Annotated in this window: 18 protein-coding genes and 5 pseudogenes; 11 read left to right on the top strand and 12 right to left on the bottom strand. The window is 51.0% G+C overall.

The annotated features are described in order from the left end of the window. The first annotated feature begins 12 nt into the window (after nt 1-12). Both lhgD and L1889_RS13755 read left to right on the top strand, forming a co-directional pair. On the top strand, nt 13-1,035 hold the full coding sequence (gene lhgD, locus L1889_RS13750; RefSeq protein WP_238665578.1) for an L-2-hydroxyglutarate dehydrogenase: 1,023 nt from the start codon (nt 13-15) through the stop codon (nt 1,033-1,035). A gap of 38 nt (nt 1,036-1,073) precedes the next feature. Then, nucleotides 1,074-1,217, top strand: coding sequence for a hypothetical protein (locus L1889_RS13755; RefSeq protein WP_238665579.1), 144 nt, complete (start codon nt 1,074-1,076; stop codon nt 1,215-1,217). Here the strand turns inward: L1889_RS13755 and L1889_RS13760 are convergent. Continuing rightward, nucleotides 1,214-2,229 (bottom strand): annotated as a pseudogene (locus L1889_RS13760) (amino acid ABC transporter substrate-binding protein). The gene L1889_RS13755 and the pseudogene L1889_RS13760 overlap by 4 nt on opposite strands. A gap of 128 nt (nt 2,230-2,357) precedes the next feature. After that, entirely contained in the window at nt 2,358-3,029 is a 672-nt protein-coding gene (locus L1889_RS13765; RefSeq protein WP_238665580.1) for a YggS family pyridoxal phosphate-dependent enzyme, read from the bottom strand. Nucleotides 3,030-3,333: 304 nt separating this feature from the next. On the opposite strand from L1889_RS13765, the pseudogene L1889_RS13770 reads away from it, so the two are divergent. The 7 genes and pseudogenes from L1889_RS13770 to L1889_RS13795 all read left to right on the top strand — a co-directional run. Beyond that, nucleotides 3,334-4,597, top strand: a pseudogene (locus L1889_RS13770) (Glu/Leu/Phe/Val family dehydrogenase); the annotation flags it as partial. Nucleotides 4,598-4,820: 223 nt separating this feature from the next. Beyond that, nucleotides 4,821-5,600, top strand: coding sequence for an ABC transporter ATP-binding protein (locus tag L1889_RS13775; RefSeq protein ID WP_238665581.1), 780 nt, complete (start codon nt 4,821-4,823; stop codon nt 5,598-5,600). A 225-nt stretch (nt 5,601-5,825) separates the two neighbouring features. After that, nucleotides 5,826-6,299, top strand: coding sequence for a transporter substrate-binding domain-containing protein (locus L1889_RS13780; RefSeq protein WP_372871623.1), 474 nt, complete (start codon nt 5,826-5,828; stop codon nt 6,297-6,299). 17 nt (nt 6,300-6,316) lie between these two features. Beyond that, nucleotides 6,317-6,520: a hypothetical protein gene (locus tag L1889_RS19260; protein WP_372871625.1), complete on the top strand. Its 204-nt coding sequence runs from the start codon at nt 6,317-6,319 to the stop codon at nt 6,518-6,520. Between the two features lie 19 nt (nt 6,521-6,539). Further along, nucleotides 6,540-7,253: an ABC transporter permease gene (locus L1889_RS13785; RefSeq protein ID WP_238665582.1), complete on the top strand. Its 714-nt coding sequence runs from the start codon at nt 6,540-6,542 to the stop codon at nt 7,251-7,253. Then, complete coding sequence (locus L1889_RS13790) at nt 7,250-7,933, top strand: ABC transporter permease (protein ID WP_238665583.1); 684 nt, start codon at nt 7,250-7,252, stop codon at nt 7,931-7,933. Before L1889_RS13785 ends, L1889_RS13790 begins: the two co-directional genes overlap by 4 nt. Before the next feature lie 22 nt (nt 7,934-7,955). Beyond that, nucleotides 7,956-8,963, top strand: a complete 1,008-nt coding sequence (locus L1889_RS13795; protein WP_238665584.1) for an asparaginase — start codon at nt 7,956-7,958, stop codon at nt 8,961-8,963. Here L1889_RS13795 and L1889_RS13800 read toward each other — a convergent pair. From L1889_RS13800 to L1889_RS13815, 4 genes and pseudogenes are all read right to left on the bottom strand, one after another. Next, the gene (locus L1889_RS13800) at nt 8,931-9,893 is read right to left on the bottom strand and encodes a pseudouridine synthase (protein ID WP_238665585.1); all 963 of its coding nucleotides are present in this window, start codon (nt 9,891-9,893) and stop codon (nt 8,931-8,933) included. The genes L1889_RS13795 and L1889_RS13800 overlap by 33 nt on opposite strands. 135 nt (nt 9,894-10,028) lie before the next feature. Continuing rightward, nucleotides 10,029-12,655, bottom strand: a pseudogene (locus tag L1889_RS13805) (TRAP transporter permease). 168 nt (nt 12,656-12,823) lie between these two features. Further along, nucleotides 12,824-13,797: pseudogene (locus L1889_RS13810) on the bottom strand (TAXI family TRAP transporter solute-binding subunit). 475 nt (nt 13,798-14,272) lie between these two features. Next, nucleotides 14,273-14,563 carry an acylphosphatase gene (locus L1889_RS13815; protein ID WP_238665586.1) on the bottom strand — a complete coding sequence of 97 codons (291 nt, stop codon included), beginning with the start codon at nt 14,561-14,563 and terminating at the stop codon, nt 14,273-14,275. A 144-nt stretch (nt 14,564-14,707) separates the two neighbouring features. Here L1889_RS13815 and L1889_RS13820 point away from each other — a divergent pair, with 144 nt between their 5' ends. Next, nucleotides 14,708-16,756: a putative bifunctional diguanylate cyclase/phosphodiesterase gene (locus tag L1889_RS13820; protein WP_238665587.1), complete on the top strand. Its 2,049-nt coding sequence runs from the start codon at nt 14,708-14,710 to the stop codon at nt 16,754-16,756. A 55-nt stretch (nt 16,757-16,811) separates the two neighbouring features. On the opposite strand, the gene L1889_RS13825 is transcribed toward L1889_RS13820, so the two are convergent. The 5 genes from L1889_RS13825 to panB form a co-directional block, all read right to left on the bottom strand. Next, nucleotides 16,812-18,242, bottom strand: a complete 1,431-nt coding sequence (locus tag L1889_RS13825) for a DNA recombination protein RmuC (protein ID WP_238665588.1) — start codon at nt 18,240-18,242, stop codon at nt 16,812-16,814. A 142-nt stretch (nt 18,243-18,384) separates the two neighbouring features. Next, on the bottom strand, nt 18,385-18,972 hold the full coding sequence (locus tag L1889_RS13830; protein WP_238665589.1) for a peroxidase-related enzyme: 588 nt from the start codon (nt 18,970-18,972) through the stop codon (nt 18,385-18,387). Continuing rightward, nucleotides 18,969-19,496 (bottom strand): CMD domain-containing protein, encoded by a 528-nt coding sequence (locus L1889_RS13835; RefSeq protein ID WP_238665590.1) that lies wholly within the window; start codon nt 19,494-19,496, stop codon nt 18,969-18,971. The genes L1889_RS13830 and L1889_RS13835 overlap by 4 nt, the downstream gene beginning before the upstream one ends. A 22-nt stretch (nt 19,497-19,518) precedes the next feature. Continuing rightward, nucleotides 19,519-20,499, bottom strand: coding sequence for a LysR family transcriptional regulator (locus tag L1889_RS13840; RefSeq protein WP_238665591.1), 981 nt, complete (start codon nt 20,497-20,499; stop codon nt 19,519-19,521). Between the two features lie 91 nt (nt 20,500-20,590). Next, complete coding sequence (gene panB / locus L1889_RS13845; protein ID WP_238665592.1) at nt 20,591-21,427, bottom strand: 3-methyl-2-oxobutanoate hydroxymethyltransferase; 837 nt, start codon at nt 21,425-21,427, stop codon at nt 20,591-20,593. 274 nt (nt 21,428-21,701) lie between these two features. Between panB and L1889_RS13850 the strand changes: the two genes are divergently transcribed. Then, a complete protein-coding gene (locus tag L1889_RS13850; protein ID WP_238665593.1) occupies nt 21,702-22,547 on the top strand; it encodes an aldo/keto reductase in 846 nt (281 codons plus the stop codon). Nucleotides 22,548-22,642: 95 nt separating this feature from the next. Here the strand turns inward: L1889_RS13850 and acnA are convergent. Further along, a pseudogene (gene acnA, locus L1889_RS13855) lies at nt 22,643-25,395 on the bottom strand (aconitate hydratase AcnA). Between the last annotated feature and the right edge of the window lie 218 nt (nt 25,396-25,613).

The following is a 25,613-nucleotide window of genomic DNA, read 5'->3' on the forward strand; positions in this document are numbered from 1 at the left end:
CAGGAGATCAATGTGTCTACTATCAGTTATGCAGTGATCGGCGGAGGAATCAACGGCCTTGCAGTAGCACGTCAGCTTCTGCTCGACTACCCAGACGCGAAAGTCAGCCTTTTCGAGAAAGAGTCCAGCGTTGCACAGCATCAGACTAGCCATAACTCTGGTGTGGTTCATGCTGGTTTATATTATGCAAAGGGTAGTCTCAAAGCCCGACTATGCCGTCGTGGGGTCAAACTCATTCGCGAGTATTGCACTGTTAATAATCTGCCCTATGATCCGTGCGGAAAACTAGTAGTAGCGCTTAACGAAGTAGAAGAAAAACGCCTGCAAGCACTGTACCAAATTGCACTCGATAACGAAGTGCCCAAGGTAAAGATGCTATATGGCGATGAAATAAAAACAGTGGAACCCAACTGTATCGGCATCGCGGCACTTCATTCCCCTGAAACGGCGATTGTCGACTACGGAGTCATTGCACAATTCATAGCCCAGGAGATTGTCGAGCTTGGAGGAAGCATCCAGCTTTCGAGCGAAGTCCACTCGTTAACCAATGAGAATGGCAAAGTAACCGTTACACTGCAAAGCGGCGTTGAGCATGCCAAACAATTTGATTACGTGGTCTGTTGTTCGGGCCTTCAATCAGATCGTCTGGCCGTCAGCTCGGGTGATATCAAGACACCCAAGATCGTGCCCTTCTTCGGGCAGTATTTTGTGCTGGACGACCAATATACCCGCGAGGTAAAAGGCCTCATTTATCCAGTCCCCGACCCTGAATACCCATTTTTAGGCGTGCACTTCACTAAACGCATAGACGGAAAAATGACTATCGGCCCAAATGCATTCCTCTCTGCTGCGCGCGAAAACTATGACGGCAAAGGCTTCAGCTTTAAAGACATCAGCGACTACCTGTGCTTTGGTGGTTTCTGGCGCTTTTTTTCCGCAATATACCCGCCGCACTACGTGAGTCCAAAACGGTGTTCAGCCAGCAGAGTTTTATTGACGAGGCAACCAAGTACGTTCCTTCGCTGCGCCATATAACGGTAAGCCCTGCCACCAGAGGGATTCGCGCGCAGGCCATGGAGGCAAACGGAACTCTGGTCGATGACTTTGTTATCCGCCGTGATCAAAATGTTATCCATATCCGCAATGCGCCATCGCCAGGTGCCACCTCGTCGATGGCGATTGCAGAATATATCGTCAGAGAAGTAATGCAGGACTAACGAATCGGCAAGCCGTACATCAGCCCTCCGTCAGTCCACTGTGCATTGAGGCCACGCTTGATGTCCAATGCGCTTCCTTCGCCCACGTTACGCTCAAAGCTTTCGCCGTAGTTTCCTACCTGCTTGACAATGTTGTAAGCCCATTTCTCGTCCAGACCCAGATTCTTTCCTGCACCTTCAGTCACGCCAAGCAGTCGCTGTACGTTAGGATCTTTGCTGTCCAGGTGTTCGTCAACGTTTGCGGACGTAATGCCCATTTCCTCGGCATTCAGCATGGCGTGCAATGTCCATTTAACGACATTCAGCCATACGTCATCGCCTTGGCGCACAAATGGGCCCAGCGGCTCTTTGGAAATGATCTCAGGCAGCACCACGTATTCGTCCGGATCTGTCATCTTTGAAATACGAATCGAAGCCAAACCTGATGCATCGGTAGAGAACACATCGCATCGGCCAGCGACAAAAGCATTGACCACTTCGTTGAACTGCTCGATGACCACCGGTTTGTAATTGACGTTATTGGCACGAGCCCAGTCTGCCATGGTGTTTTCATTTGATGTGCCGGTTTGCATGCAGACCGTAGCACCGTCTAGTTCCTTGGCGCTGCTTACGCCTAACGACGTCGGGACCAGGAAGCCTTGACCATCGTAAAAGTTAACGCCCGCGCTAATGGCACCCAAGGCAGTGTCGCGCTGTTGAGTTACCGTGGTATTGCGGGCAAGCAGATCTATTTCTCCGGATTGCAATGCAGTGAAGCGCTGCTGCGAATTCAAAGGAACTGCCTTAAATTTAGTGGCATCGCCAAACGTGGCTGCTGCCACTGCCCGGCATACATCGATATCAAGCCCCGACCATTCGCCTTTATCATCAGGGGCCGAAAACCCGGCAAAACCTGTGGTTACACCGCACTCAACATGGCCTCTTTTTTTACCAAATCCAGGGTATCAGCCTGCGCAAATGACGATGTCATCAAGGCGGCTGCCGTAAAAATACCAAGCTTAGCGAAACGCATTGTAGTCTCCTTATCGTGTCTACCAAACGGCTTATGAATGCTCAAAATAGTACAGCAGCGGCAGTAGCACCGCATAATAATTAGCTTATATCCCCAAGCTATACCCTTCGCTAGTGCGCCACCAAAGCTCAGCGTGATCCGAACAGCGCCGAGCCCACACGAATTTCAGTGCTGCCTTCTTCAATCGCAAGCTCAAAATCATTGCTCATCCCCATGGATAAGCGATGCATGTCCATGCCTGCATCCTGAGCTGAAACCAAGCTTCGACGCGCCAACGAAAAGCAACGTCGAATTTCGGTTTCGTCTGTGGTTTGGGTCGCCATTGTCATCAGCCCCACAGGCCGCAAGCTGTGGTAGGGCTTTAACGCCGATAGGAATGGCAAGAGTTCGGCCGGCTCCAGTCCGGATTTTGCGCTTTCAGCTGCGGTTTTTATTTGTATTAATACATTCAGTTGACGGCCTTCAATCTGCAGCCGCCGATCCAGGGCCTCAGCCAGGGAAATCCGATCTAGGGACTGCACCTCGGCGGCATATCTGGCAATTTCCTTGGCCTTGTTGCTTTGCACATAACCAATCATGACCCATTGCAAGCCCTCATCGCCCAACGCTTTAACCCGCGCCTGTATGTCGGCCGCCCGGTTTTCTCCAAAACGCACAAAACCCAGGCCTTTAGCCTGCAGTACCGCTTCGTCATTGAAGGTTTTGCTGACAGGCAACAACACAACTTGCGCCGGATCTCGTTGACTACGTTCGCAGGCGGCTGTGATTCGAGTTTGAATGGATTTAAGTCGTTGCAACATACATTAATAAAACTCTGAAAAAATCAATAAAAAACAAGAACGGAAAAACTCGCAACCCCCTAACCTTAGCGTATAAATAGTCATAGCGTCTTGGGTTTACTGGCTCTTTTCGACAAAGCCTGACGGCTGCCTTTGTTATGCACAGCATGTAAAGCAGGACAAGTCCTATTCTCGGCACTACAATAAGCAATCGGTGTGCCCGTGCTGCTAATGCTACGTGCGCACTTTTTTGCTTTTTTAATAATAAAAGCCTCCGCATTTTTTATAGCAACGAGGAGAACATGTCACAGCCCCCACGCACCAACTTCCTTCGTACCTCAATGCACACGACCTCGGTCCGTGGGGCATCTATCTTGAGCAGGTAGAGCGCGTAGCGCCTTACCTCGGCAAGCTGGGGAAATGGGTAGAAACGCTTAAGCGCCCTAAACGTATTTTAACGGTAGATATCCCCGTCGAACTTGATAACGGTACGATTGCTCACTTTGAAGGATACCGGGTTCAGCACAACACGTCTCGTGGCCCGGGCAAAGGTGGGGTGCGCTTTCACCAAGATGTCACCTTATCTGAAGTCATGGCGCTATCGGCCTGGATGTCAGTGAAATGTGCAGCCGTCAATGTTCCTTTTGGCGGAGCCAAAGGCGGGGTACGTATTGACCCGCGTAATTACTCACAAAAAGAACTCGAACGCGTCACCCGCCGATATATCAGTGAAATCGGTGTCATTATCGGTCCCGACAAAGATATCCCTGCTCCTGATGTCAATACCAATGCCCAGACAATGGCATGGATGATGGATACCTACTCCATGAATGTAGGCGCGACCACCACTGGCGTGGTCACCGGCAAGCCCATTTCACTGGGCGGCAGCCTGGGGCGTGTAGAGGCAACCGGACGTGGCGTATTTACCGTGGGTATAGAAGCCGCTCGCGATGCTGGTGTGGAAATTCAGGGTGCGCGTATCGCCGTTCAGGGCTTTGGAAATGTAGGCGGTACTGCTGCCCGTTTATTCAGTGATGCAGGCGCCCTTATTATTGCAGCGCAAGATCATACCGGCACTGTATATAACCCCGACGGACTTGATGTAGCAGCGCTTCAACGACACGTGACCAGCACGGGCGGGGTGATCAATGCAGCCAACTGCGAGGCAATAGAATCAGCCAGCTTCTGGACTCTCGAAACCGAAATTCTGATTCCAGCAGCGCTGGAAGGGCAAATTACCACTGCAAATGCAAATGGAATTCGCACAAAAATTCTTATCGAGGGGGCAAACGGCCCCACCACGCCTGAAGCCGACGATATTCTGACAGACAAAGGTATTGTGGTCGTACCCGACGTTATTGCAAATGCCGGGGGTTACTGTCAGCTACTTTGAGTGGGCACAGAACTTCTCCAGCTTCTTCTGGGAAGAAGAACTCATTAACCGTCGACTTGAGGCCATGATGCGCGCAGCTTATGCGGATGTGTCGGCAGTCGCCCGAGAGCATAATGTCACCCTACGTACGGCAGCTTTCATTACTGCCTGCCATCGAATCCTTGAATCACGCGAATTACGCGGCTTGTACCCATAAATAAAGCCAAACCGCTATTAAAGCGGTGATGCTGGACTTGCATAGGCCATCCCGCCAGGATGGCCTATTTATATGGTTTTCTCTGATTTATGTGCGGCTGAGTAGATTCCCTAACAGAATGTATAGTCATATATCGCTAAACTCAACCAGAGATTGGCAGAAAACCTATAATAATTCGCTTTGCTCCAAGCGTCCGTAAACAATCCCGGCTGAGACAGTAATTGTGAATCACAACCAGAATCCTTATGCAGTGCAAGTTTCTAACGTGCACAAGTCATTTAAAGACAATGAAGTTTTAAAGGGTATTTCCTTTAGCGCAAAAAAAGGCGAGGTTATTTCTATAATCGGTGCCTCAGGATCTGGAAAGAGCACATTATTACGGTGTATTAACCATTTGGTCGTACCCGAGCAAGGTGAGATCCATATCGGAGACGATGTGCTCCGTAGCGTGGTTCAACGCGGCGGGCGCGTAAGCACCGCCGATGCAAAACTCCTGGACCGCGTTCGTGAGCGCCTGGGCATGGTCTTCCAAAGTTTCAATCTATGGTCCCACCGGACGGTTTTACAGAACGTAACTGAGGGCCCCATACACGTGAAAGGGGTAACTCGAGACGAGGCAAACCGGTATGCGCTCGAGCTGTTGGCCAAGGTTGGCCTGAGCGACAAAACCCATGCCTATCCTGCACAATTGTCAGGCGGGCAGCAGCAGCGCGTTGCCATTGCACGTGCCCTGGCAATGGATCCTGATGTCATGCTGTTTGACGAGCCTACCTCGGCACTTGATCCGGAAATGGTAGGCGAGGTGCTCCGTGTCATACGAGACCTGGCACTAGAAGGCCGCACCATGATTCTCGTCACACACGAGATGAAGTTCGCGCGCGAAGTGTCTAATCACGTTATTTTTATGCACAACGGATTAACGGAAGAAGCCGGAACACCTGAAGATGTGTTCGATAAACCGAAATCTGAACGCCTTCGCCAATTTTTAACGCCACTACATTAAATTGGTTTTTTTCTGTTTTGTTGTAGCATCCGTAGGTCAATCATAATGTCGCTATCTCTTAATTAATTGATATCGACCTACCACTGAAATACCCCTTAGGGAGACTCTCACTATGAAAATCATTCAAAAAACAGTGCTGTGCGCGAGCTTAGCGTTATTCAGCCTTAACGCCCTGGCCGCGACCACGTTGAAAATTGGTACTGAAGGCGGCTACCCCCTTGGAGCATGGTGGATGCCACTGGCAAAGTCACGGGCTTTGACGCCGACATCGGAGCGGCTCTCTGTAAAGAACTGGACGCCGACTGTACCTTTGTTGTGCAAGCCTTCGACAGCCTGATTCCCTCACTGAGCGCCAACCGCTTTGATCTGATCATTTCGGGCATGTCCTACACACCAGAACGTGCCAAGCGCATTAGCTTTAGTGTTCCTTACGTTGTGGAAGATGCTATTTTCTTGCTGTCAGCCGACAGCGATCTTATCAAAGCCGCCGATTCCGACACAATCTTTGATGGCTTGGATGGTAAGACGATAGGGGTGCAAGGCGGTACTACACATGGTGCCTTCCTTGAAAAAATTCGCCCAAAACGACGGTACGCAATTACGAAACCCTGGATCAGATGCAAATTGATCTGGATGCAGGACGCCTGGATGGCACCTTTGCTGACCTTTCATCGCAAACACGTTTTTTCAACAACCTGAAAAGCGATGACTTTGCTTTGACTGAATATGTGATCAAGGGTTCATCGGACCCTGAAACACTGGGCTATGGCATTGCTGTGGGTATCAACCAGAACAACACTGATCTAAAGGCCAAAGTTGATGCCGCCCTGTGCAAGCTAATAGAAGATGGTACCGTCAAATCAGCCAGTGAAAAGTGGTTCGACATCGACACCTCTAACTACGACATTTGCAAGAAATAATTCAGGCCTAAACCGAAAAATGCTGGACACCATCACAAACATCTTGCAGCAGGGTTGGGGCTGGATGCTCTTACGCGGTACCGGTATGACTCTGCTCATTTCGATCCTCGGAATGCTGCTGGGCGTCTGTATCGGTATCGCTGGTGCCAGCATAAAAACTAACGGCCCACTCATCTTACGTGGGCTGGTTAGCTTGTATACGACAGTGGTACGCAGTATTCCTGAACTGCTTATTATCTATTTGCTGTTTTTTGGCACAGCTCAGGCGGCTTCCGACCTGGGTGCCTTCCTCAACTGGCAAGAAGGCATCAATCGCTGGTTCCCGTTAATGGTAGGCGTTCTCGCCATAGGGCTGATATCGGGCTCTTATAGCGTCGAGGTTTTCAGGGGAGCGCTGAAGGCTATTCCCGAGGGGCAAATAGAAGCCGCAAAAGCGATTGGTATGCCAGCCTATAAGCGACTCATGCGCATCACCCTTCCCCAAATGTTCTGGTATGCGTTGCCAGGTTCAAATAATGTTTGGCAGACTGCACTAAAAGACACTGCGCTGATCTCTTTAGTTGGTCTGGTTGAAATCATGCGTGCTGCCGTATTAGGTGCTGCCGCAACCCGTGAGCCGCTAGCTTTGTATCTATTAGCCGCCGCTCTCTACTTTGTAGTGGGTGTCGGAAGCCAAGGGGTCTTTGTATTGGCTGAACGTCATTTTGGCCGTGGAATGAGGTCCCCAGCATGATTGATGCCGAACTCTTTCATTACACTGTCAATAACCTCGTCAAGGGGTTGGGCTTTACCGTGTATATCGGTTTAGTCTCAATTATATTGTCTCTGGGTGTAGGGCTACTTTTTGCCTTGATGCGCGTATCGCGAAACCGTCTGATCTCCAGCTTTGCTTTCGGATACAGCACAGTATTCCGTGGCACCCCTCTGCTGGTGCAGCTGTTTATTTTATATTACGGTATAGGCACGCTGGACTTCATCAGACATAGCCCAACCTTATGGTGGCTATTTAATGATGGAGCAAAATGCGCCATACTTGCCATCGCCTTGAATAGCGGTGCCTACATCAGCGAAGTCTTCAGGGGTGGCTTTCAGTCTGTACCGGTTGGGCAAGTCGAAGCTGCCAAGGCCATAGGAATGTCCCCATGGAAACGCTTCCATAGAATTACTTTCCCCTTGGCCATACGCCAAGCCTTGCCTGCCTACAGCAACGAAATTGTTTTGGTGATTAAAGGAACCAGTCTGGCGTCTACCATTGCTGTCATGGAACTCACTGGCTACGCTAAACGCTTAATGAACCAGAATTACGCTATTATCGAAACCTTCGTGATTGCGGGCCTTCTGTATTTGCTTATTAATTTCACCTTGCTGGCGTTGATCAATCTACTGGAGCGCTGGTTAAAAGTTTCTAATTAATGTCTCACTACTGAAGAGCGTCATGACCCCACGTAAAACGATTGCCATCGTCGCGACAGGCGGCACGATAGCAGCTACCACCGAAGCGTCAACAGCCTTGGCTGATTACACCGTTACCCAGGGTGTCGAGGATCTTGTCTCAGCGGTGCCCGGCTTATCCGAACTTGCTGAGCTCGAAACGCACCAGGCATGTAAGCTCGATAGCCGAAACATCGACAGTGCCGATCAACTGGATATCGCTACGCGGGTGAAGCAGCTACTTTCTGAAGAGCATATTGACGGCGTGGTGGTTGCTCACGGCACTGATACCATGGAAGAAACTGCTGTATTTCTACATCTTTGCCTGGACTCCACCAAGCCCATAGTCATGGTCGGAGCCATGCGCCCGGCATCCGCCCTCAGCGCAGATGGTCCGATGAATTTATACCAGGCCGTACAGCTCGCCATACATTCCGAAGCTCGTCACCGCGGAGTGCTTGTGGTGGCAAACGATCGAATTCACCTTGCCTCAGAAGTGCGCAAGCTTCATACCACTTCGGTGGGCGCTTTCTACTCAAGCAGTGGCGGCCCAGCCGGGGTAATCAACGCCGATGGCGTGCATTTTTACGCCCCCGCCCCTTCACGGGCGGCTCTTGCCTTGATTGATCTCAACGCACTGAGCTTACCGCTTCCGAAAGTCGATATTGTTTTTGACCATCCCGACGCCAATCCGGCCTATTACGACACAGCGATACAAAGCGGTAGTGCAGGCATAGTGATTGCTTCGGTAGGTAACGGCAGCCTGAGCCCGGCAGCCCATGCAGGCGCGCGTCAGCTTCATGAGCATGCCATTACCTGCATTCGTAGCAGCCGAATCCCTCTAGGAGCCACCACGGCCTCTGAGCTTGATGTTTTATTGCACACGATCGCGGGACAATTCTGGTCTGCCCAGCAGTGCAGAATTATTCTGATGCTGGCCATTGCAATAGGACTATTAAACCGAGACGAACAGGAAGCGTTATTCCACGCCGCCTGGGAGCACGCTCGCTAGTTGTCGCTGACTGCAGTATTCACGATACTGTCCATCAATAGGGTCTACAAAAGCCACCCGCCGTGCCAAAAGCTGCAACGGACGACGATAATCGTCAATAGCACGGTTCTTGTCCCAAACGGGGTAATACGAGTCGTTCAGTATTGGACACCCCAGGCCACTCATGTGCACGCGCAACTGATGTTTACGTCCCGTTATGGGACGAAGCTGGTAATGCGTTAGCGATTGTCGCTGCTCAGAGTCGAACCAGGTGGCGAGCGTCTCAACAACGGTCTCGCTATTCGGCACGCCTTCAACTTCCCGCACGACGAACTCCCCGGCAGTAAGCTCAATGCACGAACGTCTGTTAAAGGGCAAGGACTGGCCGGTGTATGTGGGGGCGACAGCCTCGTAGACTTTTCCTACCTTTTGAGTTTGGAACAAACGCTGATAGGCGCCCCTATATTCTGGCTTTACGCAAAACAGGAGTACACCCGCCGTATCACGATCCAGACGATGCAAGGGCGTAATATCACTGTTATCAAAGGCCAAGCGAACCCGGGTTAAAGCTGTCTCCCGAAGATAGCTGCCTGTTGGAACACTGGCCAGAAAATGAGGTTTATCCACCGCGATCAAATGCTGATCCGCGTGCAAAATCGATAATTCAAAAGGAACAATCGCTTCGTTTTCAACTTCTCGGTAATACCAGAGCCACTGATCAGGCTGATAAGGCGTAGTCATCGCCTGTGCCTCACCTGAGCCGTTCACGATATCGCCGCGACTAATGCGGCTCTCCAGCCCGGACGGATCAAGATGCACAAAACGCTCAAACAGGAATTCGCCCAGCGTTTGCCATTGTCCCCTGGGTAACCACACCCTGCTTGGTGCGATCCCTTCACGCACTGGTAATGGCGGAACTATCTTGCTTTTTTTCTGTTGATTCTGAGACACGGCTACGATCTATACCTTTGGTGTTGAAACACGTATTTGCTTCAGCTTATTTTCGCTTATTGAGATAATGCTTGCACAAAAAAACCCTCATCCCACTGATTCAGGATGAGGGAATTTCAACAGCAAAGCTCAAGCTCAGGCGTAAGTTCCAGTTTTCAGAACAGGCTGGGGCTCCGTACGCAACCTGAAACCCTGCCTCCAGTAGACAAAGATCAGCAATAAGAGAGCAGGTAGATACATCCAGTATTCAGACGGACGATCTGGGTTAGGAGACTTCACCCCTACGATATCCCAGCCTTGCTCCCAGCCCGCACGGCGTGCCTGGCTACCGAAGTTAATGCTGGAGATCTGCACCGCGTCACCAAATGCCATGACGTTAATACCAGCAAGACCTAGGCGCTGCCGCCCTGCCTCTTCGCCTGTAGCCGCACTGCCTTCAGGGAGCTGTGGTAGCTGAGACGCCACTGTTTTGCTGATTTCATCACCCTCAATGTTAATCCCTTCGATCATTACCACCAGACGCTCCTCTTCGGATACATCAGCAGCAACCTGCATTAACTCGGTAGGCGCCAAAGTCAGGTATTTGGGCTCGATCTTATCCATGAACCAGTCGGGTCTAAACATCATGAAGGTGACCAGCAGGCACATTAAGACCTCGTACCATCTGGACTTAACGCGCATCCAGCGCATCGTCACGGTAGCAAAGGCCAGGGAGCCTAAAATAGATCCGCCAATGACCAGGACCAGCTCATACCAGTTTGCCACCCCGATCAGTAGCAACAAGGGGTTAAAGATAAACATGAAAGGCAAAATGGCGGTACGCATCGCGTACTTAAACCCTTCAATACCCGTTTTAAGGGGTCTTCGCCGGATATCGCGGCCGCCGCAAAAGTGGCCAACCCCACTGGTGGAGTTACATCGGCCATTAAGCCAAAGTAAAAGACGAACATGTGCACAGCGATCAGGGGAATAATCAAGCCGCTTTGTGCCCCAAGCTCGACCACCACTGGCGCCATCAACGTCGCCATCAAGATGTAATTAGCTGTGGTGGGCATACCCAGGCCCAATATCAGGCACACGACCGCCGTAAAGCCCAGCATGATCAGCACATTACCCATGGAAACGAGTTCGACAAAGGCTGTCATGCGCAAGCCCAGACCCGTTAAGGTGATGGCGCCGACAATAAGGCCGGCCGTACCGCATGCCAGCCCGATGCCAATCATGTTGCGCGCCCCGGCTTGCAAGCCGGCTACCGTGTCGACAACCCCTTCTTTTGCGGCTCCGCCCATGGGCAGCTTACGGAAAAACGCAATGATTGGTCGCTGCGTGAGCATCAATACAACCATGGTGGTCACTGCCCAAAAGGCAGAAAGACCCGGTGACAGGCGTTCGACTGTAAGGCTCCATACCAGCACACCAATGGGCAACAGGTAAAATAAACCTGTACGCACGGTAGGCCAAACTTCTGGGCGCTTTGCGTCAGTGACGCTTACGGTTTTAGGTAAATCCGGATGACGGGCGGCTACCCACATCAAGTACACATAAAGCACGGCCAGTATCGAGACCAATATGCCAAAGGCATGCCCGGGGAAGATTCGCTGCACCCCCACGCCCACCCAATAGACAGCGCCTACGACTGCGATGGTTCCGGAAAACCCCATCGCAATGCCGGTCACCCTTTGGAACAATGTACGAGAGCGGCCAGCGCCCATCATGGGCTGGATGCCGATTTTCAGTGCTTCCAGATGAACGATATAGAAAAGAGAAACATAAGAAAGAAGAGCAGGCAAGAAGGCATGTCGAATAATGTCGGTGTACGGAATACCCACGTATTCGATCATCAGGAAAGCCGCTGCACCCATGACAGGCGGCATAATCTGACTATCGGCCGAAGCCGAGGTTTCAATCGCCCCCGCCTTGATCCCGCCGTAGCCGGCACGCTTCATCAAGGGTATTGTGAAGATTCCGGTGGTAACGACGTTAGCTACCGACGAAGCAGAAACAATACCGTTTACAGCCGACGACATTACCGCCACTTTAGCCGGACCGCCACGTAAATGGCCCAGCAATGCAAACGACACCTGCATCATATAATTTCCGGCCCCGCATCGGTCAAGAAGCGAGCCTAGCATCACGAAGATAAAGATATACGACACGGATACGCCCAAGGCTACGCCAAAGACGCCCTCAGTCGTTAACCACATATGGGATACCATTCGCTCGAGCGACGCGCCCCGGTGCGCCAGAGCGTCAGGCAGCATAGGGCCCAAAAACACATACCCAATGAAAATCGCGCCTAAGACCGCCATTGGAGCGCCCAGCGCCCGGCGGGTGGCCTCAAGCAGCAGCAACAGGCCCACGCTCGCGACCACAACGTCTTGCGTGGTGGGGCTACCTGGGCGTATGGCTAACTCTTTGTAGAACAAGAATAAATAAGCGCCGCAAAACGCTGCAATGACCGCCAGTATCCAATCTTGAATAGGGATGGTGTCTCGGCGGGAGCGCTTTGTAGCGGGGTAAGCCAGATAGGCTAAAAACATAGCCGCGCCCAAGTGCAAAGCGCGTGCTTCAGTATCGTTAAATATCGCTATATTCCATGTAAATGGAAGTGGCGATGCATACCACAATTGAAATATGGCCCACATAAGGGCGCCAACAAAAATAACGGCGCCAAATAACCCACCGACATTTCGGCCGCCCCGGTCGATTTCCGCTACAAGCTGCTCTAGCTGCTCTACTGGCGGCTCAGCACTAACGCTCATCGGGTTTTCTTGTGCTTTAGTCATACATTTTTAGCCTATTAGGCATTCAAACAAGAGGGCCGCCCTCTTGAGGCAGCCCGTTTTTGAACTACAGATTATTAATAGCGGGCGCTACACACAGAACCGCCCCAAACCAACAGCCGGGGCCGTCTGTAGAAAACTCTACAGTTATAGCAGGCCTTGCTCTTTGAAGAACTTCTCTGCACCTGGGTGCAAAGGCGCACTCAGACCATTTTTAACCATATCTTCTTTCTCGAGCAGACTAAAAGCGGGATGTAAGCGCTTGAAATCTTCAAAGTTGTTAAAGACCGCTTTCACGACTTCGTATACCAGTTCATCGGCAACATCTTCTGATGTGACAAAAGTAGCCAGTACACCATAGGTGTTGGTTTCATCAGGATTGTTGGGGTATAAGCCCCCGGGATCGTTACATTCGCGTAATAAGGGAACTCGGCCACCAAGGCATCTGGTGCTTCGCCAGTTAGCGATACCAATTGCGCGCCACATGTAGTGGTTGGATCCTGGATGTTGGCTGAAGGATGACCTACGCCGTAGAAGAACCCGTCGATCTTGCCATCACATAACGCTTGCCCGTGCTCGTCTGGGCGGAGCTCGGAGGCCAGTGAAAAGAAGCTCAGGTCCGTTTTCATTTCAGCCAGGAGCTGCTCCATGGATGCACGAGTGCCCGAACCTGGATTGCCCACATTAAAGCGCTTGCCTTTAAGATCACTGAACTCTTTAATATTGGCTTCTTTGCGAGTCACGACAGTGAAAGGCTCTGGGTGCAGGGAAAAGACGGAGCGCAGTTTCTTGAACTCGCCTGCATCGCTGAACTGACCATCGCCATTGTAAGCGTTATACGCCACGTCGGACTGCACAACGCCAAGGTCGAGTTCGCCTGCTTTAATCGTATTGACGTTAAATACCGATCCACCCGTAGACTCTACAGAACAACGTACACCGTGCTGGGCGCGGTCTTTGTTAACCAAGCGGCAAATTGCTCCCCCTGCGGCGTAATAAACCCCCGTTACACCGCCTGTTCCGATGCTCACAAACTTCTGCTGGGCTACAGCAGGCAGAGGTGCGATCAGCATAGCGCAAAGTGTTGCACCAGCGGTCAGCGCCAAACCTTTCCCGCGCATTGATTTGTTAAACAACTTTCGCATCTTCTTCTCCTTTGGGGTGACCCCCTCTTGGTCGCAGACTGATTATCTGCAGAATTTATGTATTCGTCTGATTTTGTATAGCTAAAGACCAGAGGGTGTAAAACCTCAGAAAAACACCAGATTAAAAACAGAAATACCTTAGGTGAAAAATTCGTTATCTGATGTTCTGCTAATTGTCTTGACTACAAAAAGTAAACTGAACTAATTATTAGCGACAACCATAATGAGCACCATTGGGTTTTGCACTAATGCCCAGTATTATGTTCAGTATATTGGTTAAGCACCCAACGTATATATGGCTGGCTCGAGTAAAAAATATCGCCGAGCGAATTTAAGCATATGTTACTGCCGATATCTGAAGTATCCGGCTTTTACGACTAAGTGTTTACCCTAGACCATGACGAATCAAATCAAGCGACGAACAATACACATCAGTAAACTCCAAAGGCATTTAGCGCAATTGAAAATGCTTATAGTGTTTATCTTCAAACGAGCGCTGTGAATGAACGTTCTGCACCACGGCATTCTCTGGCCCCTTATGTAACCACGAGAGTAATAAATCAATATTATCAATCGGGCCTTGTAACAACAGCTCTACTGAGCCATCAGGGGCATTCCTCACCCACCCGTTCACCTTGTACAAATGAGCATGGCGCACAGTAGCGGTTCTAAACCCTACACCTTGTACTTTTCCTGTAACGGTCACTTCCAAGGTCTCGATGTTGGTGTTATTGCTGAGCATACTTTCCCCTATAGATAACGGTAGGCAAATAAGGCCTCGGATGCCTACAATACCGACTAAACGCTTAAGTGCTATCTTAATCTGCCGCTACGATCGTCATACATCATCAAAGACGTAACATTAACCGATTATTAAGTGGCAATAATGAGTGCATGGACTCACACTCTCAGTAGTATTTTATTAGGCTGCGCCACGCTGCTTAGCGGCACGCCCGTTGCCGGTAAAACGGCCGAACCGCTGACGAATATCATCTGTGACAAGCAAATATGCATGGATGGCTTAACCGCCGGCTATATTGACATTGTCCCCGGTCTCGTACAGAGAGTTGCCCAGCGAGCAGATCTAAATTTGCGGTCTGACGAGGCCGATGTAGCCGCAGCGCCTACCACTTCCAACCACAATGGCTGGTTTTGGGGCGGCCTTATACTGCTGGTATCAATGCTGGTTACCAGTCTGATCTTTGTGTGCAGGCTTCGTGCCAAAGTCACTCACCAGCGCAGGCGCCTGGTCGCTTCTGAAAAAAGACTTAATATCATTCTTGACAGTGTTGATGCACATATCTACATCAAGAGTCGCGACCTGCGGTATCTGTATGCCAATAAGAAAATGTGCGAATTCTTTAACATTAGTCCTAAAGAAATTATCGGTAAAAACGACGTGGACATCGGCGTGCACTCTAGCACCGCTGCTGAAATTCAACACAATGACCGCCAGGTTATTGCCCGTGGTGAACGCATCGCAGTAGAGGAACACTACTACGGTGCAGACAACAAAAACAAAAGCACTTTCTTCTCAATTAAATTACCGCTTCATTCGGAAGGAGAGCAGGAAGAAGCGCTTTGCGGTATTTCTACCGACATAACCGCCTACAAAGCCACCCGCGAGGCCAATCACCAACTGGCATTTTTCGATCCACTCACAGAACTGCCTAACCGCCGTCTGCTGTTAAGCCGTCTAAGTAGCGTATTGCATACCGCACGACAATATCAAGTAATTGGTGCCGTGCTATTTATTGATCTGGATAACTTCAAGCATGTTAATGATGCGCGGGGGCACGCCGTCGGGGATGCCTTGCTAAAACGTGTGGCGCTACGGCTAACACGCATGATGCGCGAACACGATACGGTCGCCCGTATCGGTGGCGACGAGTTCGTTATTTTGCTTACGCGCCTGGGAGAGAGCCTGGAAGAAGGAAGCAGGGCAGCCCTGGTCATTAGTGAACGCGTACGCCTGGCACTAGAGCAATCGTTCTTTATTGAATCACAGGCTTATCTCACCAGCGTCTCTATTGGCGTCTCATTTGTGACAGCTGACACCCGCAGTGTTGAGGACGTATTGCGTGAAGCAGACACCGCCATGTATCGTTCCAAAGAGGCTGGAAGAAACCGGGTCGCACTCTACCACGAAAGCATGAAAGCCGAGGTAGAAGAGCGGCTGAGCCTGGAACGAGATCTGGCCTATGCCATCGGCTCTGAACAGCTTGAAATGTATATCCAGCCTCAACATAGCCGTCAGCGGGACATCATCGGGGTCGAGCTATTGATTCGCTGGCACCATCCTGAGCGAGGTCTGATTTCTCCGGAACGCTTCATTCCTATTGCCGAAGAAACACAGTTGATCTCAAGGTTGGGAGACTGGGCACTGGCAGAGGCCTGCAAGCTTTTGCTACGTTATCCTCATAACCGATTTACTGTTTCCATTAACATCAGCCCCTCGCAATTTAAGCAATATGACTTTTTACAACGCGTGAAAAAAATCATTGCTGACTTCAATGCACCCGCCCATCGGTTGATTCTCGAAGTAACCGAAGGAATGCTGATGGACGACCAGCATCACACCATTAGCCTGATGGACGATCTCGTCAAATTAGGAGTGCGTTTTGCCATTGACGACTTTGGCACCGGCTATTCAAACCTGGCAGCATTAAAGCGCCTGCCTCTGTATGAATTAAAAATTGACCGTAGCCTGGTTCAGGACATACACACCGACAGCGATAGCGCGACAATTGTGCGCGCTGTGCTGGCCATGGGCCAGCAACTACGCCTGCACGTGGTGGCGGAAGGCGTAGAAACTAATGACCAGGCGGTTTTTCTGGATCACCATCGCTGCTCTGCTTTGCAAGGACACTTATTTGCACGAGCAATGACTCCGGGAGATTGGCAGGACTATCTGACAACACATAATTTATTGTAGTGTGCAAATAAAAGGGCTAAACCAAAGTGGTCGCGATTACGTTGATGCCCCTCGGCTAAGGGCTGCTCTGCGTGCCCACAGAAGGCTGCTCCAAGGCTTCTTCCAGGACAGAGTCCAGACGCTTCATGTCAAACTCGGTGTCTGGCTGTAAAGCTTCAAGCTCGGGCACTTCTTTTGTAGCTTTAGCCGATAGCTCTTTAAAGCGTTTGATTTTTCCGTACAGGCCTTGCTGCCCTGCAATAGCGGTGACGCTGCTACCAAAATGACCATTTAACTGCCTTAGACTGTCTCCCATACGGCGCATGCGCTCGGCCACCAGAACCACCTGGTCATGCAGCTCCGCTGCGCGCAATCCCAATTCATGGGCCTGCTCGTTACTGCGAGCCACCATCCACAAGTTCGACACCGTTCGCAGTATAGGCAACAGCGATGTATGGGACACCAACATCACATTGCGTTTGACGCCGTACTCAAACAAATCAGGCTTGTGCTTAAGGGCTTCAACATAAGCCGATTCAATAGGGACAAACATGAACACGAAATCGGGGCTGCCCATGCCGGGGAGCTGGTCATAGCGCTTCGACGCCAGGTCGTCTATGTGTTGACGCATCGCTCGTACATGCGCATCAAGGTGAGCGGTCCGATCCTGATCCGTTTGCGCTCCAACCGCTTTCTCGTAATCCACCAGCGAGGTCTTGCTGTCCAGGACTATATGTTTGCCTTGGGGAAGCTTCACAACAAAGTCCGGATAGCGCGTAAGCCCCTCATCTGTTTTAAATGAGGCCTGGCTTAAGAAGTGATCGCCTTTCACCAAACCCGCCAGCGACAACGTCTGCTCAAGCTGCAGCTCGCCCCACATACCGCTTAACTTTTTGTCGCCCTTCAAGGCTGATGATAAATTTTGCGCGTCTGCACTCATTTGCAAACCTATTTCCAGCACCCGGCGTAGCTCGGCGCCTAAATGCGTTTGCCCTTTGATTGACTCATCATGGACGTGATTTACCCGTAGCTGAAATGCCGATATCTGCTCACGAAAAGGCTGCAGCAACGAATCTAGGGATTGCTGGCTATGATGTTGGAAGCTGCGGCCCTTTTCTTCAAGCACATGATTGGCAACGTTCTGGAATTCAATTTTCATGAGCTGCTTGCTTTGCTCAAATGCTTGCAAGAGCTGCTCTGATGCCGCCATTTTTTCGTGATGCGTAACCCGCAACTCGGCTAATTGCTTGTCAAGATCAGCTGCGGTGGCCTGCGTTCGTTGAAGCTGCTGCTCAAGATAGGCGGCGCGATCACGACTTTCAGCTGTACGTTCAATATGCGACTCTAGCTGCCCTTGCAATGCAGAAAGCTGTTTATCTAAATCGTGGGCATACAGCCCGGCCTGCTTGAGAGCAGCCTGCTGAGACTCGTATTCAGCTGTCAGGCGCTGGTGTTCATCACCTAGCCGCGACAAAGCTTCACGACAGCGAGCCTGCTGCCCCTTCATCCACAGAGCCGTGAGAAGGCCCCCACGAGCAAAGCTATGGCTATTGTGAGGATAGGCGTCTGTAGCCACTCTTGCATGAAAAACCCTTTGAGCAGCGACAAGGGCAAAATATGCCCTTATACGCGCAACAATCTGCTAAGCCTTAAGCGCTGGCTTCAGCATGACCTAAATTAAGCATTAATCGATTCGCCCAACCGAAAATTGACGTTGTGTGAATCAGGTCAAGGACCTCAGCCTCGCTTAGGCCTTGATCTTTTAAAGCCTGGATGTCATCAGGACCTAAGCTTTCTGGGCTGTCAGTAATACGTGCAGCAAAATGGCTGATGGCCTGTTCTCGTTCGTTGATGCCAGCCGTGCGGGGATTGCTGAATGCCTGCTCGACGCTGTCATTGCGCTTTGCCAATTGTTCAAAGCGCTGTGCATGAACCGAAACACAATACGGGCATGCGTTAATAACAGAGACCACCATAGCGCCTAGTTCGCGATCGGCGCGGGCCAAACCGCCTGGCGCATACATAATGGCGTTGTAAGCTTCAGATCGCTGCTGGAGAATTTCAGGCTGATGCACCAGGAATCGATAGTAGTCTTGCTGCTTTGCCTGTGGATGGCTAAGCTCAAGCACCTCGATTTGTTTGGCAGTAGCTTGATCCAGATCTACCACATCAAGCCACGCTTTCCAGTTCAAAACTTCATTGGTAAAACCGTTTTTGCGAATAACTTCTTGGCTCATTTTGCTTCCTCCAGGGCCTTCATGGCCTGCAGGCCAGCAACCAACCGAATTTGATAGCTCAAGTACCCGATGAGCTGGGCCAGCGCGACCACTTCGGGCGTGCTCAGGCCCGCCTCTTTCAAGCGCAGCAGCGCCTGCTGATCACCCAGTTTTGGACTTAATACCAAAAGCCGGGTAAAGCTCAGAATGGCACTCAAGCGCGTGTCGCTCATGTCATTGAGCCTGTCGAACTCGATTGCCATCAATGCTTCGTCACTGACGGCGAACTGATGTAATTGCCGGCGATACTCGCCCGCAAGCGAAGGTGCCTTGCTTAGCAGGCTGGCATACCATGCGACTAAATAACGCTCTGCCAGACTTAAACCAGGCAGGTCATCGCGAAAAAAGAGCTGCTGGCTTGCTTCTGTTGCATCTACCACCTTCTTTCTGGCATGGCGTACTGCGTATAAACCATGCTCATCGCTAATACCTGCCATGGTATCGATAAAATCGACGCCAGAGGCCAAGCTTTCGGACTTAGACATAATCAAACTCAATAAATATGGTTTAGTCTGAGCTATTGCCCGGACTGGAAACAAAAGGATCGTACGTACTTGGCAACCCGCTGTCGTCCCCGATGGTAAAGCGATATACCCGCTCGACGGCGAACTGGCGAAGTGCTTCGATTAAACGTGGAGCGTCAGGGTGTACAGGCCGGTCTTGATGGGTTAGCACCCCAATCATCGACGGAATGTGCGTTTTGATATTTTTAATCAAGACGCTTTCCGGCACATAGGAACAAGCAGTATAAGGATCAATAACACCAACGCCCAACCCCGCAGCCACCATACTCATGACGTTAAACGACGATGAGGTTTCGATTTGCCGGATCGTATCAGGCGATTTGTGGGCCCGTGACAGCGCTGTTGCCATACGATGCCGGAGCCGATACTGCGCAAACACGGAAATCAGGGTCTCATCGGGGATATCGCTTAAATCGATAATATCCTGGTGGGCAAATGAATGGCCTACAGGCAAAGCCAGTACACAAGGCGCCTGGCCGGACCAATGTAATTTACATGACCCCAAATCGACCGGCAGGCTGGTTATGCCCACATCTGCCGTACCGTCGTTTACTTGCTGCACCACTTGCTCTGGCGAAACGTTGTCAATATAAAGCTTCTGCTGAAACAAAGGCGCATGCTGTTCAAGCAAACCGATTACCTGAGGTACTACACCAGTGCCTAACGACAACGTTGTGGCCAACTTCAGCGGGCGACAAGTTCCACGTGCAATCTCGCGGGCACGAGTATCTAGCAATTCCAGCCCTGCCAGAATAGGGCGAACTTCTTCGTAAAACTCGCGTCCCTTTTCAGTAAGGGTGACATGGGGGCGCGTACGATGAATAAGCGTAAAGCCCAACTCTTGCTCAAGCTCTTGTACTTGACGGCTAACGACTGGCTGAGAGCGGTCAAGCAGACGACCCGCCGCGGTAACGCTTCCTGCTGTTAATACGGCTGCAAAAGCCTCAAGCTGACGAATTTCCATTATGTACCCACTTCGAGGGCCTGATTAGGCTTTGATTATTTATCCCACTATGAAGAATTGCAAGCGCGCTGTTAAAGCCTTAGTTCGCAATTTACGATTCGGACTGGCGCTTCTTCACCCCGAAGCAGTGATCTAAGGTAGGAAAGGAGCCGTCTCGTACCGAACTGGCATACTCGGAGGCGGCCTCTCGTATGAGAGCTCCTACATCTGCAAAGGGTTTGGCAAATTTAGGAATACGCCCGTCGCCCAGGCCCAGAATGTCTTCGGTGACCAGGATCTGTCCGTCACATTCGGGCGAAGCGCCTATGCCAATGGTAGGAATGTGGAGGGATTCGGTAATACGGCGCCCCAGTGGCTCGGCAATGCCTTCCAGCACCACAGCAAATGCTCCGGCTGACTGGTGGGCCAGTGCGTCGTTATAGATACGCTCTGCCGCCGCATCGCTAAGGCCCTGCGCCTTAAAGCCTCCCATTGTATTCACATACTGGGGCATCAAGCCTACATGCGCCAGGACAGGAATGCCCCGATCTACTAAAAAGCGCGTAGTTTCCGCCATCACATCACCACCTTCGAGCTTTATGGCAGAGGCGCCGCTGCTTGCCAGCAAGTAGGCCGCGTTCTTGAAGGCTTGCTGCAGCGATTCTTGGTACGTACCAAAAGGCATATCCACTACAACGCACGCATGGGCTGTAGAACGAACCACCGCTTTAGCATGAGCAGCCATTTGCTCCAGCGTAATGCTTAAGGTATCGTCCATGGCGTAACCCACCATTGCTGTGGAATCACCGACCAGGATCATATCCATATAAGGATCCAGCTGGCGGGCAATGGGCGCAATATAAGCAGTTAACGAAACGATTTTTTTATCCCCTTTCAAAGCCATTAGCTGGGGGACAGTACGTCGTTTAACATCACTATGCACGCTCATGTAAGAACTCCTTTTATATGAGCAAGGCTCATAACGATAATATGTATTTGTTGATGACCGAAATATGGGTTCAGTAGCGATTTTAAGATGATTTCACACGTATAATTCACCTGGGACAAAACAATAACTATCCCCATATTTTCCAGCTAGCTATCCGCTAGCATTAGCTATTTGCATTTCCAGCTGCCATTACAAGGCAGCACTCATGCCACATGCGTATGCCCCGGCTGTTGTTCATTAACAAGGCTTAGGGGCTAAACCCAAGGAGAACGCCGTGTCCGCGAACATTCCAAACGTTGTATTTCACGATGGTCGAAGTGCCCCTCAATTTGGCTTAGGAGTCTGGCAAATCGACAACTCCTTATGTTCAGGCGTGGTACAAGCCGCCATCAGCGAAGGCTATAGGCTGATTGATACTGCCGCCATTTACGGCAACGAAGAAGGCGTGGGCGAAGGCATTGCAAAGTCGGGGATACCACGCGAATCACTGTTTGTGACCACCAAACTCTGGAATGACCATCATGGGCACGATAGCACCAAAGCCGCCTTTGAAGAAAGCCTGAGTAAGCTTCAGCTTGATTACGTGGACATGTACATGATTCACTGGCCCGTTCCCCAAGAAAATCGTTTCGTCGAAGCGTGGGAAATGATGATTAACCTGCGCAACGAAGGCTTGATCAAATCTCTGGGGGTTTGCAACTTCAACGTCGATCACTTGCAACGCCTGCTCGACAAAACCGGTGTATTGCCGGTGATTAATCAAATCGAATTGCACCCTGGCTTTCAACAAGCTGAGTTACGGCAATTTCACAATGAGCACAATATTTTGACTCAAGCCTGGAGCCCCTTAGGCCTGGGCACGCTATGGGAAGACCCAACACTGCTGGAGATCGCCAACAAGCACAAACGTAGCATTGCTCAAATTTTATTGCGCTGGCAAATCGAGGTGGGCAATCTGGTCATTACCAAGTCATTAAAACGTGACCGCTTAAAAGAAAACAAAGATATTTTCAGCTTCGAATTAAGCGACGACGATTTACAGCAGATAGCCGCTCTTGATAACTCCGAAGGCAGATTAGGTCCGGACCCGGAACTGTTCAAGACAGTTGCTGAAAGCTAGCAATAAAGGGGGCCAAGCCATGTCGGATATGGCTTGGCCCTTGCTCTGCACAAGCGACGAAGCCCTTAATTAACTTCGCCGCCCTATCAAACACGTTATAGCAGGCTGCGCAAAACGTATTGCATGATTCCGCCGTGGCGATAGTACTCGGCCTCGGAAGGAGTATCGATACGTACCACCGCCTCAAAAGTTATATCGCCCGCCTTTACGTTCACAGTAGCAGGGGTAATGCCGTTATTCAGCTCGGTAATACCGCTAATGTCGAACACCTCGTCTCCTAGGAGCCCTAGCGTACTAGCGTTTTCGCCCTCTGGATACTGCAAGGGCAACACCCCCATACCCAACAGGTTAGACCGGTGAATTCGCTCGAACGATTCTGCGATAACTGCTTTCACCCCTAGCAAAAGCGTACCTTTGGCCGCCCAATCCCGTGACGAACCCGAGCCATACTCCTTACCGGCCAGGATGACCAAGGGAATATTGGCATCCAGATAGTTACGCGATGCGTCATAAATGGTAGTAACTGGCGCGTCAGCGACGCTAAGGTCCCGCGTGTAGCCGCCCTCGGTACCCGGGGCTAATTGATTTCGCAAGCGCACATTGGCAAAGGTCCCGCGAATCATGACTTCGTGGTTGCCTCGACGTGACCCGTATGAGTTGAAGTCCAGTGGCCGTACCCCATGGTCGGTTAAATACATCGCCGCCGGCGTCATCGCAACAATGGTACCCGCAGGACTAATATGATCAGTAGTTACCGAATCACCCAGTTTAGCCAGCACCCGAGCCCCTTTGATATCGCTTACGGGTGAGTGCTCGCGCTGCATGCCTTCGAAATAAGGCGGGTTACGAACATAGGTAGACTCCCGGTCCCATTCGAAATGTTTGCTGCCCGGGGTCGGAAGATTGCGCCAGCGCTCGTCACCGGCAAAGACGTCTTCATAGCCTTCCTTGTACATACTCGACGCAATGGAAGACTCGACAACACTTTGAATTTCTTCGGTAGTGGGCCAGATGTCTCTCAGGTACACAGGATTGCCCGCCTTATCATGCGTCAGCACATCGGTACTGAGGTTGATGTCCATCGTGCCTGCTATCGCATAAGCAACGACTAGCGGTGGTGACATCAGATAGTTCATTTTCACTTCGGGATGAATACGCCCCTCGAAATTCCGGTTACCCGATAACACAGAGGCAACAGTCAGGTTTTTCTCACCGATGGCTGCGCTGACTTCAGGAATAAGCGGACCGGAATTCCCGATGCAGGTGGTGCAGCCATAACCTACCAGGTTAAAGCCAAGGGCATCGAGATAAACATTCAGTCCGGATCGTTCGTAGTAGTCGGTTACTACGCGCGACCCTGGGGCCAAACTCGTTTTAACCCAGGGTTTACGGCCTACCCCTAGCTCATGCGCTTTCTTGGCAACTAAACCCGCGGCCATCATAACGCTTGGGTTTGATGTGTTAGTGCAGGAAGTAATGGCGGCAATCACCACAGCGCCGTCGCTGAGGGTAAAACGTTCGCCGCCAGGAAGGTTGACCTCTACTTTGCGGTCTGAGGCGACAGGCGTCTCGATGGAAGGTACGTCAGAAGCTGGAAACGACTCTTTAAGCGCTTCGTCGTAATCAGCCTGATTTTGAGACTTCAGGTAGGCCGCCAGTTCTGTTTGAAACGCCGATTGTGCAGACGACAGAGAAATGCGGTCTTGTGGCCGTTTAGGACCAGCAATTGAAGGAACGACTGTGGATAGATCAAGTTCCAGGCGCTCAGAGTAACGAGGCTCGTGCTCAGGGTCGTGCCATAAGCCCTGCTCTTTGGCATAGCTTTCGACCAGAGCGATTTGCGTATCACTGCGGCCCGTAAGCGCCATGTACTGCAAAGTGACATCATCGATGGGAAACATCGACACGGTTGAACCATATTCGGGACTCATGTTGCCGATAGTCGCCCGGTTCGCTAATGGCACCGCGCTAATGCCCGGCCCATAGAACTCGACGAATTTTCCGACCACACCATGCTTGCGGAGCATTTCCGTGATGGTTAGCACCAGATCGGTAGCTGTCACGCCTTCCGGCAAAGCGCCTGAGAGTTTAAAACCCACCACTCGTGGAATCAGCATGGAAATAGGCTGACCTAACATGGCGGCTTCAGCTTCGATTCCACCTACACCCCATGCCACTACGCCCAAGCCATTTACCATGGGTGTATGGGAGTCGGTGCCCACACAGGTGTCGGGGTACGCTTCAGGAACGCCTTCAGCGCCATCGCGCGTGAAGACCACACGAGAGAGATGCTCCAGGTTAACCTGGTGAACAATACCGGTACCTGGAGGAACGACCTTGAAGTTATTAAAAGCGCCTTGCCCCCAGCGCAGAAACTCGTATCGTTCAATGTTTCGCTGATATTCAATCTCGACGTTACGCATAAACGATTCGTTATGTGCAAAATCATCTACGATAACCGAGTGATCGATAACCAGTTCCACGGGCACCAGCGGATTGATTTTTTCGGGGTTGCCCCCAAAGCCGACATCGCCTCACGCATGGCGGCCAGATCAACTACCGCAGGCACCCCGGTGAAATCTTGCAGCACTACCCTTGCAGGGCTGAAGGCAATCTCGCGATTTGGATGGGAATCTGGATCCCACCCCGCTAAAGCTTTGATATCGTCTGCGTGTACATCAACACCATTCTCGGTACGCAATAAGTTTTCGAGTAAAATCTTCAAGCCATAGGGAAGTGTGTGCACATCGAGGCCTGGCCCATTTACCGCATCTAGCCGATATATTTGATAGGTATCGTCATTAACTCGTAAATTTGCACGCGCGCCAAAACTATTCAGATTACTCATTCCACGCTCTCCAGTTTTTGAAATACACAGGACCGCCGCTCAGTTAGCAAACACTGGCCACGGGCAATATAAAAATTGCCTGACCCTTTCATAATACACGCGTAAGCGAGTGCCCGGGCTGAAGGCACCATTTGAAGCAGGCTTATACATACGCCATATTTCTGTCACGATTTCTTATAGCGTTACCTTCGACTTTGCAATTATTCGTCTGGCAAACA

The sequence above is a fragment of the Paenalcaligenes niemegkensis genome (assembly GCF_022230885.1).
Lineage (GTDB): Bacteria > Pseudomonadota > Gammaproteobacteria > Burkholderiales > Burkholderiaceae_B > Paenalcaligenes > Paenalcaligenes niemegkensis.